Raw genomic sequence first — 13,310 nt, forward strand, 5'->3', positions numbered from 1 at the left:
GAATCCTTGCCATACATAAAAGCGTGTTCATCGATAGATATTGTTTTCACTTTTAACCTAGCCTTGAATAAACCTTCACTGCTTATAAAAATAGAAGGCCTCCTCCTTTTAGCTTGCTTTATTTCGTATCTTTACAAGCTTAAAATAACTATTTAAATACACGATTAACACTTTGACATTTAACGATTTTAATCTCGACGACAGCCTAATAGAAGGAATTGAAGCACTTGGATTTGAAACTCCAAGCCCGATACAAGCAAAAGCCATCCCCATCATTCTTCAGGGAAAAGACATTATTGCCTCCGCGCAAACCGGCACCGGAAAAACTGCCGCCTTTTTATTGCCCATTATTCAAAGGTTAATCACCGCGAAACAACATAACAAGGCCAAAGCCCTTATTGTGGTGCCTACCCGCGAATTGGCCATACAGATTGACCAAATGCTGGAAGGCATTTCCTATTTTACACCCATTAGTTCGGTAGCGGTGTATGGGGGTAGCGACGGATCGCTTTTCCAGAAAGAGAAACATGCCCTTTCAAGCGGTGCAGAAATAATTATCAGCACACCCGGTCGCTTGAAAATGCACCTGAACATGGACAATGTCGATTTCAGCCAACTTGAATACCTGGTGCTTGACGAGGCCGATCGTATGCTCGACATGGGTTTTCATGAAGACATCATGAAGATAATATCTTACCTTCCAAAGAAAAGACAGAACCTGCTTTTCTCTGCAACCATGCCACATAAAATCAGAGAACTGGCACGTAAAATACTGTACAAGCCAGAAGAAATAAGTATTTCGGTTTCGAAACCAGCTGAAAAAATTAAGCATTCGGCTTTTGTGGTGTACGATACACAAAAAGTGAAACTGGTAAGCTATCTGCTCAACGAAAGAAAGTTTTCGTCTGTATTAATTTTTTGCTCTACCAAAGTGAGCACGAAGCAGCTTGCCCGCGAACTGAAAAACAAAAACTTTAGGGTCGAAGACATCCATTCCGACCTGGAACAGAACCAACGGGAAAAAGTGTTGAACGATTTCAAATCGAAAGCCATCAATATCCTCGTAGCCACCGACATCATGTCGCGTGGAATTGACGTGGAAGATATTGACCTGGTAATCAATTACGATGTACCCCACGACGGCGAGGATTACATTCACCGTATTGGTCGCACGGCTCGTGCTGCGGCTGAAGGCATGGCGTTTACCTTTGTAACCGAAAAGGAACAAATTAAATTTAGCCGTATCGAGAAGCTTCTGGGTAAAGAAGTAACCAAAGAAGTGTTGCCAGAATTTCTTGGCGATGCCCCAACCTTTAAAGCCAAGCCTTCCGGTGAACATCATCATCGTAAAAAGGCTTTTTACAGCAAAAACTACAAGGGTAAAAGCCCTGGACAGAAGCAACAACAGAACTCATAAAAGGCTTTTGTGAAGACCTTAGCCAGATACTCCCTGGGTTCTTAAGGGTTATATAGAAATCCTGGCAATTATGTTGGTTTAAGGTTGGGACCTTATGCATATAGATTTGCATAGGTTTAGACTAACGTTTATAACCAAATAAATCCCTCCTGGTAAATTATTCAATAAAAATCCGACCCGATTCCGGCAGAAACAAGCTATCTTTGTTTAGAATAAATCTAAATAAGAGATGAGCTGTTCCACATGCCCCTCAAGGGCAATACTCAATACAAGTGAGCAAACCGAAAGAGACATATCGTGCGGAAAACTCGACGCCTACGATTGGTTAAAGGATATACCCGATTCGCCGGAAGGCACAAAGCTGGTGGAAGTGCGGTTTAAAAACACCCGGAAAGAGTTTTTCTATAACGAAAAAGACCTCGACCTAAAGAGAGGTGAATACGTGGCTGTTGAAGCCGAACGTGGCCATGACATCGGACAAATTACGCTCACCGGCACAGTGGCCAAGATGCAACTAAAGCGAAAGAATCCAAAGCATCTGAATAAAAAAATTGTCTACCGTAAAGCTACATCTGCCGACCTCGAGAAATGGCAGATGGCGCGCTTAAAAGAACGATCGACACTTATTAAAGCAAGGCAGATAGCAGAGAACCTTCAACTCGAAATGAAAGTAAGTGACGTAGAATTTCAGGGCGATGGCACCAAGGCTACCTTTTATTATATTGCCGAAGGACGAATCGATTTTCGGGAATTAATCAAACATTTTGCCCAATCGTTTAGCGTAAAAATTGATATGCGCCAGATTGGTTCGCGCCAGGAGGCTGCACTTATCGGAGGCATTGGCTCATGCGGTAAAGAACTCTGCTGTTCGACCTGGCGGACCAACCTGAATACGGTTTTAACCCAGGCAGCCAAAATACAAGACCTGCCGCACAACGCCCAGAAATTAACAGGACAATGCGGTAAACTAAAATGTTGCCTGATGTATGAATTAGGCACCTATCTGGAAGCTCAGGAAGATTTTCCGGATGTATTGCTCGAATTGGAGGTAGAAAAAGGAATCGCCTATCCATATAAAAAGGATCTTCTGAAACGCATCATCTTTTACAGCTATGAGCCGGGCAACAGCAGCCACCTTATTGCCGTTCCCCTCGAACGTGTAAAGGAAATCATTCAGCTTAACAAAAAAGGAATCAAGCCTGAATTGAAAGAGGAGGCTGTTCAGGTGCCTGAAATGAACTTTATCACAGAAGAAAACGACATCAACCGGTTTAACAAGAAACCAAACCGCACGGATGCTCCGGCCAACAAAAACAAACGATCATTTCACAGAAAACACCAGAAAGGTAACAATTCTGACCGGCACCAAAGACCATTGTAAAAATTGACTTCTGCCTCACTGTTTCGTAACTTGCAGGTTCAAATAGTGTTAAGGATGAAATTAATACTGGCTTCTCTTTTTCTGATAGGATTATTTAGCTTTCAGGATAATGGTATGAGTGTGGAGCGGAATAAAATGGTAAATGAGCAGATTGTAGCCAGGGGAATAAAGGACAAAGCTACCCTCGATGCCATGAGAAAAGTGCCCAGGCATTCTTTTGTTCCTTCACAGCTTGTGGAATCGGCCTATTTCGATCATCCCCTTTCTATTGGTTACGGACAAACCATTTCTCAACCCTACATTGTAGCCTATATGACCGAGGCTTTGCGGCTTCAACCTTCAGACAGGGTGCTTGAGATAGGCACAGGCTCAGGATACCAGGCAGCAATACTGGCTGAAATAGCAAGTGAGGTAGTAAGCATAGAAATTGTTAAGCCTCTTGCAGCAGAAGCCAAGGAGCGATTAATGAGCATGGGCTACTCCAATGTGACCGTGCTTGCAGGCGATGGTTACCAGGGCTATAAACTGCGTGCACCCTACAATGCAATTATTGTTACAGCTGCGCCGGAAAACATTCCTCCTCCCCTGCTGGAGCAGCTCGCCGAAGGAGGCCGAATGGTAATACCTGTTGGCTCGGTACATGCTATTCAATACCTGAAACTGGTGGAGAAAAAAAACGGAAAGATAATTGAACAATCGCTATTGCCCGTGAGGTTTGTGCCCTTTACCGGCGAGGCTGAAGGAAAATAAGCAACACATCATCTTTCAAAAAAACATACCCGTTTTATCTGGTGATTCAAAAAAAAGAAAGCCCGGATACTTGCGAAGAATCACTCCTCAGCAAGCATTCTCCGGACTTAATCCTACCTGATAATTAACAAAATTCACTCTTTACCAATAGCTCTTCTATCTGGATGCTCCACATTATGCTTAAACATTTTAAACAATTATCATTTTGGCATCAGCGAAAGTGCAAACCCACCCCCTTCTGCCATGTTAAACTCCATTTTCGATTGATTGTCTACCTCAAAATTTTGAATCGAGAAACTAATCGGGTTCTTATCCCAATGTGCATCGGCACCATCGGTATAGGCAGTTAGCCGGTATTTTTTATTGGCAGGAAGAAAACTAAAATCGATTTGCACTTTACGTGCCAACTGATTGGTAAGTCCACCCACAAACCAATTTTCGCTTTCGCGCTGCTGCCGGGCAATTACCACAAATTCGCCAATTTCGCCGTCGAGTACCTTGGTTTGTTCCCAATCGACCGGTACATCGCGAATAAACTGAAAGGCTGGATGTCCCTCATATACCTCCGGAAAATCAGCCGCCATCTGAACCGGGCTATAAAACACCACATACAAGGACAATTGCTTGGCCAGGGTGGTGCTTACCTTGTTGTTGGGTTTATTACTTTCATAGCTTTCGAGGTTATCTTTTACTTCCCAGAAAGTCTTGCCCGCTGGCAACTTTTTTAGTTTGATATTGAAAATGCCAGGGGTATAGTCGATAGGGCCACCCAACATACAGGTGAAAGGTATAATGGTTGCATGATTGGGCGGATTTCCATCGCTCCAGGCGTCAAATTCCTGTCCGCGAAAAACTTCCCTGGCCATCATATTCGGATAGGTGCGTCGAATACCCGTTGCCTTGATAATTTCGTGGCCCACGATGGCAATATTGTATTTGGCGGCCGTTTCAACCACTCGCTGGTAATGTTCTACTGCCCATTGTCCATGGTGATAAATTTTGGGTGGAATAAGGGTTCCCACATAACCTGTTTTTACCGCACCAATCCCTTTGCTGTGGTAAAAAGCCATTGCAGTATCCAGAAGTCTGTCGTAGTTACCCACATCGCCCGAGGTTTCGTGATGACCAATAATACGGATGTTTTTTTCGCGGGCATAATTTACCACCACATCGATATTAAAATCAGGGTAAGGTGTGATCCAATCAAAAATTCCTTCGCGCTGATCGCCAATCCAGTTTTCCCAACCGGTATTCCAACCTTCCACCAATACTGCATTGAATCCGTTTGTTGATGCAAAATCGATGTAACGTTTGACATTCTCCGTATTCGCTCCATGCTGCCCGCTGGAATAATTCCAGGTACTAACACCAAGGTGCATTTCCCACCATACCCCCATGTATTTCATGGGTTTTATCCAGCTGGTATTTTCAAGCTTATTGGGTTCATTTAAATTCACTATCAGGTTCGATTCAATCAGGTTGCCAGCACTGCCGGCGATTTGAATGGTACGCCAGGGCGACACAAAGGGAGTGGTGGTTTTCACTTTCGATCCATCTTCCCATGCTACAAGGGCACTCTTCAGAGTATAAGTCTCCTTGTCAAGATGAAGAGTCATGCTCGCATAGCGTGTAAGGTTTGCTTCGTGAAAGCTAAGGTAAATACCTTCGTCTGTTTTAAGTGTAAAAGGTGTGTTTACCGCATTGGAATCGGGAATATAAGACTGGGCCAAAGAATTATTTCGCTTGGCACCTGCATCTATCTCGCTCAACCGCGATTGCGTATAGAGGTGCTCATAAATTTCCCAATCGCCCGGGCCCCACCAGCTCATGTGGTTGCCCGTGAGGTTAAACTCGGTATTCTCGTCCATAATAACTACTTCCGTAAGGGAATCCTGCTTGGGAAACTCATACCGAAAGCCCAAACCATCGTTATACACTTTAAACACCACCGAAAACTTCCTAAAAGGCGGAGTTTCTTCTTGCAGGTCAACTTGAAGGCTGTTGTAATTATTTCGCACCATTCTTTGTTCTCCCCACACATTCTCCCAGGTTTCGTCTGTGGTTCCGGAATTCTTTGCCACAAGTTTTAAATTAGCTGCCAGCTCAGGCTGGTCTTTCAGGCAAAACCCCAGATGAGAAGTGTCGATGACCAAAGTCTGGTTAAAATGTACACGGTAAGTTGGTTTTCCATCGGAATCGAGAAAAAACTCTAGCTGAATTGCCCCATCGGGCGATTGAACCATAGCTGTGTTATTTCCTTTAGAGCATGAGAGAAATAAAAAAACTAACAAAGGAAGGTACAGGACAAATCTTGTTTTCATGGCTTCGTTGTTTTAAACATCCAATTTTAAAGCAAGTAGTGAAATTTTCCTATTCATCTATGATCAATATGAAGAACCGTAAACATTAACCACTGATATACATGCCATTGCAATAAAACGAATATGAATGGTTACATGAACTACTTTCCTTTTAGTCCAAATAAAATGGTCTGAAGGTTTTTTGAAGGATTGATTTCAATTGAGTAAAATCAATCTGGATTATACCTGTTTTAAATATTTAATCCCCGCCTGAGCGAAGTAAATAGGGATAACTTGGACAGCAAATAAACAAAGCGTTAGGCTTAATCACGATGGTCAATACCAGGTTGGTTTCCGGATAATTAGCCACTGGGTTCTTTTGTCTTTTGTTAAAATGTCACGGTTTTGTCAGCCCAAACTACAAGATTTACACAATCAATCATTGTCGAAATCGGACAAGCATCTGTTTCATTTAGTTGTCTTGATTTTAAACATGTCCCACAAGCAAGTATTTCGCCCCCAACATTTACAAATGCTTTTAATTGTTCGTCAACATTGTATTTCTCGTGAGTCAAACCTTCGCATTCAACGGCTTCTCCCATTAGAAAAACTTTCACTTCATGCCCTTGTTTTTTTGCTGTAACTGCAAATCGAAAAGCATTCCATGCTTTTTCAAATTCTTTTGTTTCCAAGATGATTCCGATTTTCATAATCCGGTATATTTTTAAATTTTTGAAATTACTAATCCATAATGATATGGCTTCAATAGAAAAGGTTTTTTTGCAATACTAAACCTATTTCTTTCAATCATTCCAAGTATTTGGTCTGGTTTCGGCCTTATACTCAAGTCAGGTCCACGTGGTGTTGAAATATCGCTCCGCCAATGAATAATGCCAATCTTACCGTTTTGCTTTAAAATCCGGAATGATTCGTTTAAGAAGTCTTTCGGCGAATCGTGATGAAGAATATTAAAAAGCATTACATAATCCACCGAATTATCAGCTAATCCGGTTGTATGGGTCAGAACGTCTCTTTTTTCAAGTATTACATTGATAATTTGGTTATAATTCAATTTCCCGGTTAAATAATCAACCATCTCGTCATCAATGTCAAATGCATACAAATTCCCCTTTAATAATCCTGCTGTCGGTATAGTAAAAGTTCCATATCCACTTCCTATCTCAACTAAATCATTTACCCGGGAATCAATCAGCAATTCTGATAATATCAATTCCGTATCAAAAAAGTCATTCCATATTCTTTCCTCAGGCATTCCGCTATCTCGCACTTTCATTTTCTTCGTTTATTTATCATGTTTCCAGGATTTTCTTAGCTTTTCGTTAAGTAGGATGGTTTGGTGTCGTGCTGGATTAAGAAACGATTTCCTTTCAGTTTTCACAGACCTTTTTTGTGAGCCACTAAGCTTTGTAAATCTCAGAAAAACAGATGACCAAACCCTTGCTTAATTTATTGCTTCTCAAATTGTTTCTTTTCTCTTTCTATAAATGTTTTTAAATCTGTCGGTTTTTTACCTGTCAATCGTTCGTAAAAATCCGAAATCCTTGGCTCTTTCTGAAACCGGGGTAGAAAGTGGAGTAAAATCATTACGATAATCATCCCTTTTACCATTCCTTCACGCCTTTTAATCCTAAAAAATCTGAGCGGATTAACATTTCTATATTTTATCGGATTGTCAATTGTTTTGTTAATGATCTCCGTTACTTTCGCGAAATTTTCGTTTTCCAACCCCGTTATTTCAATCGTCTGGTTTATGTATTCACCGAATTTGTCGAGTAGCAGGGCTCCAGCTTCTCCAATATTTTCTATGTCAATCCAGTTGAATTTTGCTTTTCCCGATGGTAAAATAATCTCACGTTTCGTTCGAATATCTCCCATTAGGGTAGTAGTCAGATTTTGCATGAAATAACCTGGGCGAAGGAAAATGGAATCTAACCCGTTTTCTTTTATTAATCGCTCTATTTTGTTGTGAGGAATCACCTTACTTTTCTCTGCTCCCTGTACTGAAAGAAATACTATCTGTCTTATTTTTTTTTCTTTAATTTTTTGAATCAAGGGTTTAAAATAGGTATCAATGTCAGAAATATGAGGTGGTCGTAATAAAAATATCTTGTCGATACCATTTAAGGCATTATCAAATGTGTTAAAGTCCTCGAAATCAAAGTGTGTAAAATCAATGTCAGAAAAGTCCTTTAAAACTTTTTTTGCATTCTCAATATTTCGGACACCCGCTATAATTTTATTTGACGAATTAATTTTTGTTAGAAATCGAATCACTTCAAATCCTATGTTTCCAGTGGCTCCTGTTATAAGTATATTGCTCATTTACAGTTCCTTTTTTATAATGCTCCCTAACTCTATACTCTTTGCAACTTACACATTTTATTTTACCGGAAAAACCTTTTCAACCAGCCCGTGCATGTATTCAACACCTGCCCTTGTGTGGCAACAGGCGCAGGTTTTGTATAAGTTATTGGCATTTTGCAACGATAATTCAACTCCAGTTTTTTGATGCCGAATAAAATCAAGCATAGAACCATTTTATTAGTAATAATTACAGTTGGAAAATAAAGGAATGCTATTAAAATAATCAGAAAGCCTAAAAAATAAAGATAAACGGTAACGGTTTGGCTTATTTCTTTTTCCGTTCCATTTTTAATTCACGCTCAATTAAAAAATCGTTTATATCAATACACCTTACGCCATTCTTTGCTGCTACTCCGGGGATTTTATTTGGTTTTAATTTGCTTTCGTTAGTTATCAATACGCAATTATGTGTTTTGCAATAAGCAATTAAATACGGGTCGGCTTCTTCTTTTCCTTCGGCTTGTTTTTTTGCATCGAAAAAACCAGTTTTATATTCTTCGTTTATTATCGGAATAGCTGCATTAATACTGGCTTCATCTGTAGCAACAACCAGAAGTTTTTTCCATTTCTTAATCCATTTCTTTAAAAAATCCTCTTTGCCCTCGTAGTTATTTATTTCATCTTCAACAAAATCGATTGTTTGAAAACATTCCTGCCTGATTAATTCTTCAATTTCTTCCCAAATGGCAGTAAAAACAGGATTATCGTATTTAAAAGTAGATTCAAGCATTATTAATGCACTTGTATCTATTACATAAATAGTATTTCCTTGATTAAAGTTTAATTGCATTCTTTAGGCATTTAGCAATTGCCTGGTTTTTGGAATATACGACAGCCTTATACCTAAAAAATCTGACAGGTCTTTAAGGTCGATTCTGTTCTGGTCAAATGCTGAAAATGCCAATGAAACATATGTCCTGCCTCTTTCCTTTATTGTTTCTTTTGGTATATTTCTACCTTCGGGTGTTTTCGACTTGCCAAACGATGGCTTATTCCATGCCTGGTGACGCGATTTGTAATATTCCGGAGTAGTTAGCTTGTTTTCCAATAAACTGCGCAGGATTGCCAATGGACCAACATGAAAATGATCCCCTAATTCAACGAGTTCCTTTTTAGTCCAAATTTTTTCTCCTTTGGATTTATGCAAAACTACATTGTTCATTTCTAAAAGCTCAGTAGCAGGAATTAATATTTCGGCAGCAAAAGCGTTACACCATTTCTCGATTTGAAGGTTTGAATTATCTGACAAATCGCATAAACCACCATCATTTAAAAGAATATGCCCCAATTCGTGAAACAGGGTGAAAATTTTTGCTGTAGTGTTTTCCCCACCCCCTTTAATAGCTATTATTGGCATAATTTCATCAACAATTGAAAAACCCCTCAACTTGTCTTGCGTTAAACTTAACTGAAAAACTGCTATTCCTATTTCTTCTATTTTTTCAATGTAAGCTTCCAATGCAATATTTATTGAACTAAACTGCCTTACCTCATCTAACTTAAGTTCGTTCCTTATTTTTTTTGCAATTGAAGCCGGATTCTCCTGAATTAATGCTTTGTATGGGAATTTTGGAATTGCTATACCAGCATCATGTTTTAGTTCAACCAACGAAGTAACAAGCGCCCTGGCTTTGCGAACTGCCAAAATAGATTTTTCATGAAAAATATTTACCCCTGTTGAATCGACAGTACGCCTGTCGGCAGGCAGTGGTTTTTCTTTAGGAGGTTCTGCCAGCAAAAGGGTAGCAATAGTTCTTTTGTATGCCTTAGAAAGTTCTTTGAGTTCATCCAAAGTTGGATGTTTTTCACCTTCTTCAATCTGAATTAAGCGTTTTGCCGATAAGCCTGTTTTTTTAGCGGCATTTGTTCGGTCTAATGCAAGGGCATTCCTTGCCCAGACAAGAACTTCGTAATTTACTGCTATGCCGGTATTCGTATTCATTTTTTCGAATCAAAAATTAAAGATATCGCTTTTTGAAGAATATTAAAAAACATGAAATTAACTATTTATATTGTGACTCAGGTTCAGCAGCAATGCTCAAATCCCGTTCGTTAAGTTTTACCGTTTTATCCTCTCCCCAAACTTTAGCAATCCTGTCCTTTATTTTTTGCTCAAATAGTTCAATCAATTGCTTGTTGGCATTAACCAATTCCTGCTCTTTTTCGATTTGGGAAACGATTTGTTGTTGGGCTTCGAGAGGTGGGTTTGGAATAAATATTTTCGAAAATGATTCATATCCAACTCTTGGTAATTGAGCGCCCTTTATACCTTTCAATACTTCCTGATTAAATTGTTCTGATAAAAAATATGAGCTATACAATTTCGAAAAAATACTTTTTTTTGCTCTAATTACGAAAATATCAGTTGAACAAATGCCTTCAATTTCAGAATAGTAAACTTTATTCAAATTTGGCCTTAGTTTACCATAGAGTATGTCACCCTTTCTAAAAACAATTTTAGTGCTTTTTATTTCTTTTGGGTTTGCTTGATAATTTCCAACCAGCATTCCCGTTCCTTGGTCTATATTCTCCAATCCAATATAATTAATAGTTTTATGTTCGATATTTTCTGGTAAAATATTATCATTTACTTTTTGAAAAACTTCCCCCAACTCCACCATTTCCCAATCCGCATCAACCTCAATTTTGGGTTTGTAGGTTGAGACTACCATTTTTGCCCCATCAATTATTTTTTGGTAGCCTTCTATTTCTGCTACTATTTCTTCTTGGATGGAGATGGGGGGAAGGGGGATTTTTATTGCTTCAATTTGTTTTGATGAAAGGTGCTTGACCGTTACTGCAAATGTTTTAGAATGTATTACATCTAAGCTTTTTTGAATCATTAGAAAAACATATTCTTTTAATGTTCTTTTAAAATCATAAAGCTTGCATACTCGTTGATTTAAAAGAGCATTCCCATTTGACCAAAGAATAGTTTTAAAATCACCATCCATGCCTATCAGCAAATCATCATTATTTACTATGAATTTATTGTCATATTCTCCATTATAATAAGTTTCAGAAAAACCAGAATTGATGTCTCGAATTCTTATTACAGGAATACCTTCTTTGCTATTGTTAAATTGGCTAGCATTAAAAGCATAACCATTAAGAATATTGCATAACTCTTTCAATTCAACTAAAGGCCAATCAGAATTAATTTCAATTTGTGATTTATACCTCTCCCCACTCAAATTGTAATCCCCGTTTTTGGCAATTTCGGATTTGGGTACTGCATGGGCTATTGTTTTACCGTCACCCTGAACTTGTTTCAGGGTCGGTGGTTCTGAAGTAAGGGATTCCGAAACAAGTTCGGAATGACTGGTATGTTGTTCGGTATGACTGGTATGTTGTTCGGAATGACTGGTATGTTGTTCGGTATGACTCCTAAATGTCTTAATTATTTCAATGGCTTGTTCCAACTGCCCTCCCTTTACAGCATTGCGTTGTGCACCTAAACCATAGCCATCGTTGTCGATTTTTACAAATAAAATTTCCTCGCTCGTTTTTGCAAATTCTTTATCCATAAGCAATATGGATGTTTTTACGCCACTGTACGGATTAAAAACTCCTGCGGGTAAACTCACAACAGCATAGAGGTAATTATCGACCAACATTTTCCGCAAGTCTTTGTAAGCTGTTCCGCTTTGGAATATTACACCTTCCGGAACAATTATACCTGCACGACCTTTGGGGTTCAGGTGTTCGGCAATGTAATCGACAAACAACACTTCGCTGCGGTTACTGCTTATCGAAAACTTTTTGTGAGGCCGTATTCCACCTTTCGGAGACATAAACGGCGGATTGGCAAGGATTACATCAAAGGTCTCATTCCAGCGGTCTTCGCTGCTCAAGGTATCGTATTCCCAAATATGCGGGTCGGAAAAGCCATGCAAATAAAGGTTTACAAGGCTTAAGCGCACCATATCGGGCGAAATGTCGTAACCGGTAAAATTGGAAATAATGCGGCGGCGTTCGTCAGGGGTTAAGCCTACACCCATTGGGTCACCCTGAAATAGCTTAACGTCACCCTGAACTTGTTTCAGGGTCGGTAGTTCTGAAGTAAGGGATTCCGAAACAAGTTCGGAATGACTAGATGGTCGTTCAGCATGACGTTCAGCTGTTATATGTTTAAATGCCGAAATCAAAAAACCTGCTGTACCACAAGCAGGGTCGAGTATTGTATCGGTTTTTTGAGGGTCAACTGCTGCTACTAAAAAATCGATAATATGGCGTGGCGTGCGGAATTGTCCTGCATCGCCCTGAGAACCCATTACCGAAAGCAAATATTCAAAGGCATCGCCCAGCTTTTCGCTATGGGTATATTCAAACTCGCCAATGGTTTTCAGAAACAATTTAAGCGTTTCGGGGTCGCGATAGGGTAAAAAAGCATTCTTAAAAATATCGCGGAACAATTGTGGAATGTTGGGGTTTTTGTCCATGCTGGTTATGGCCTCGGAATACAATGCCAGCATTTCGTTGGCCGTAACTTTGGTATCGAACAGGCTGTCCCAGCTGTATTTTTCAAAATTACCCGAAAAGAATTTGGCTTTTGCCCCCAATTCAACAGCCTCTTTGTCCATGTCGTCCATGAACTTGTAAATTAAAGCAATGGTAATTTGCTCAATCTGGGCTTTGGGGTCGGGCAATTTACCCACCAAAATATCGCGGCAATCGTCAATTCGTTTTTTTGTTGGTGTATCTAACATTTAATTCGTTGCATTGTCATGCTGAACTTGTTTCAGCATCTGTTTATACTCTTCTATTTCCTTTTCAGAATACCATTTTTCCGACAAATCATTTAAGGCTGGGTTTTCTTCTTTTATCAGGTTCCATTTCCATTCTTTATGCCAATTTTTTAATTGTTTTTCCCTGTCAATGGCATTTTGCATCCCCATAATTCGTTCAAAATATACCAAATCGGTCAGGTTGTATTTTGCTGTAAAAACAGAACCTTTGCCACTTTTATGTTCAAGCATTCTCCTTTCAAGGTCACTTGTAACACCTATGTAAAGTGTTGTTCTGTTTTTGTTGCTCACTATATATACAAATCCTTCTTTCATTGTACAGACCCTGA

The 13,310-nt window shown here is 39.4% G+C and carries 12 protein-coding genes; 3 read left to right on the forward strand and 9 right to left on the reverse strand.

All coding sequences use genetic code 11. From position 1 onward, the window contains the following. The first annotated feature begins 172 nt into the window (after positions 1–172). The 3 genes from IPM71_03050 to IPM71_03060 all read left to right on the forward strand — a co-directional run bounded on the left by IPM71_03050 (position 173) and on the right by IPM71_03060 (position 3,548). Complete coding sequence (locus tag IPM71_03050) at positions 173–1,417, forward strand: DEAD/DEAH box helicase (protein ID QQS51720.1); 1,245 nt, start codon at positions 173–175, stop codon at positions 1,415–1,417. Between the two features lie 229 nt (positions 1,418–1,646). After that, a complete protein-coding gene (locus IPM71_03055) occupies positions 1,647–2,798 on the forward strand; it encodes a hypothetical protein (GenBank protein ID QQS51721.1) in 1,152 nt (383 codons plus the stop codon). A 54-nt stretch (positions 2,799–2,852) separates the two neighbouring features. Then, on the forward strand, positions 2,853–3,548 hold the full coding sequence (locus IPM71_03060; GenBank protein ID QQS51722.1) for a protein-L-isoaspartate(D-aspartate) O-methyltransferase: 696 nt from the start codon (positions 2,853–2,855) through the stop codon (positions 3,546–3,548). A gap of 200 nt (positions 3,549–3,748) precedes the next feature. On the opposite strand, the gene IPM71_03065 is transcribed toward IPM71_03060, so the two are convergent. The 9 genes from IPM71_03065 to IPM71_03105 form a co-directional block, all read right to left on the reverse strand. Next, positions 3,749–5,869, reverse strand: a complete 2,121-nt coding sequence (locus IPM71_03065; protein QQS51723.1) for a glycoside hydrolase family 97 protein — start codon at positions 5,867–5,869, stop codon at positions 3,749–3,751. Between the two features lie 368 nt (positions 5,870–6,237). Further along, entirely contained in the window at positions 6,238–6,558 is a 321-nt protein-coding gene (locus IPM71_03070; protein ID QQS51724.1) for a DsrE family protein, read from the reverse strand. Positions 6,559–6,572: 14 nt separating this feature from the next. Continuing rightward, complete coding sequence (locus tag IPM71_03075; GenBank protein QQS51725.1) at positions 6,573–7,142, reverse strand: class I SAM-dependent methyltransferase; 570 nt, start codon at positions 7,140–7,142, stop codon at positions 6,573–6,575. A 173-nt stretch (positions 7,143–7,315) separates the two neighbouring features. Further along, positions 7,316–8,191 (reverse strand): NmrA family NAD(P)-binding protein, encoded by an 876-nt coding sequence (locus tag IPM71_03080; GenBank protein QQS51726.1) that lies wholly within the window; start codon positions 8,189–8,191, stop codon positions 7,316–7,318. A gap of 57 nt (positions 8,192–8,248) precedes the next feature. Next, complete coding sequence (locus IPM71_03085; protein ID QQS51727.1) at positions 8,249–8,398, reverse strand: hypothetical protein; 150 nt, start codon at positions 8,396–8,398, stop codon at positions 8,249–8,251. 100 nt (positions 8,399–8,498) lie between these two features. Further along, positions 8,499–9,023: a DUF4411 family protein gene (locus IPM71_03090; GenBank protein QQS51728.1), complete on the reverse strand. Its 525-nt coding sequence runs from the start codon at positions 9,021–9,023 to the stop codon at positions 8,499–8,501. 3 nt (positions 9,024–9,026) lie between these two features. After that, entirely contained in the window at positions 9,027–10,175 is a 1,149-nt protein-coding gene (locus tag IPM71_03095) for an ImmA/IrrE family metallo-endopeptidase (GenBank protein ID QQS51729.1), read from the reverse strand. 61 nt (positions 10,176–10,236) lie between these two features. Continuing rightward, a complete protein-coding gene (locus IPM71_03100) occupies positions 10,237–12,942 on the reverse strand; it encodes an N-6 DNA methylase (protein ID QQS51730.1) in 2,706 nt (901 codons plus the stop codon). Further along, positions 12,943–13,296, reverse strand: a complete 354-nt coding sequence (locus tag IPM71_03105) for a GIY-YIG nuclease family protein (GenBank protein QQS51731.1) — start codon at positions 13,294–13,296, stop codon at positions 12,943–12,945. It lies immediately after the preceding gene. Between the last annotated feature and the right edge of the window lie 14 nt (positions 13,297–13,310).

The sequence above is a fragment of the Bacteroidota bacterium genome, from assembly GCA_016699695.1.
Lineage (GTDB): Bacteria > Bacteroidota > Bacteroidia > Bacteroidales > UBA10428 > UBA10428.

Excerpts from the sequence above, each read along its gene's own strand:
- IPM71_03055 (QQS51721.1), top strand. The coding sequence starts at position 1,647 with ATGAGCTGTTCCACATGCCCCTCAAGGGCAATACTCAATACAAGTGAG.
- IPM71_03060 (QQS51722.1), top strand. The coding sequence starts at position 2,853 with ATGAAATTAATACTGGCTTCTCTTTTTCTGATAGGATTATTTAGCTTT.
- IPM71_03065 (QQS51723.1), bottom strand. The coding sequence starts at position 5,869 with ATGAAAACAAGATTTGTCCTGTACCTTCCTTTGTTAGTTTTTTTATTT.
- IPM71_03070 (QQS51724.1), bottom strand. The coding sequence starts at position 6,558 with ATGAAAATCGGAATCATCTTGGAAACAAAAGAATTTGAAAAAGCATGG.
- IPM71_03075 (QQS51725.1), bottom strand. The coding sequence starts at position 7,142 with ATGAAAGTGCGAGATAGCGGAATGCCTGAGGAAAGAATATGGAATGAC.
- IPM71_03080 (QQS51726.1), bottom strand. The coding sequence starts at position 8,191 with ATGAGCAATATACTTATAACAGGAGCCACTGGAAACATAGGATTTGAA.
- IPM71_03085 (QQS51727.1), bottom strand. The coding sequence starts at position 8,398 with ATGCTTGATTTTATTCGGCATCAAAAAACTGGAGTTGAATTATCGTTG.
- IPM71_03090 (QQS51728.1), bottom strand. The coding sequence starts at position 9,023 with ATGCAATTAAACTTTAATCAAGGAAATACTATTTATGTAATAGATACA.
- IPM71_03095 (QQS51729.1), bottom strand. The coding sequence starts at position 10,175 with ATGAATACGAATACCGGCATAGCAGTAAATTACGAAGTTCTTGTCTGG.
- IPM71_03100 (QQS51730.1), bottom strand. The coding sequence starts at position 12,942 with ATGTTAGATACACCAACAAAAAAACGAATTGACGATTGCCGCGATATT.
- IPM71_03105 (QQS51731.1), bottom strand. The coding sequence starts at position 13,296 with ATGAAAGAAGGATTTGTATATATAGTGAGCAACAAAAACAGAACAACA.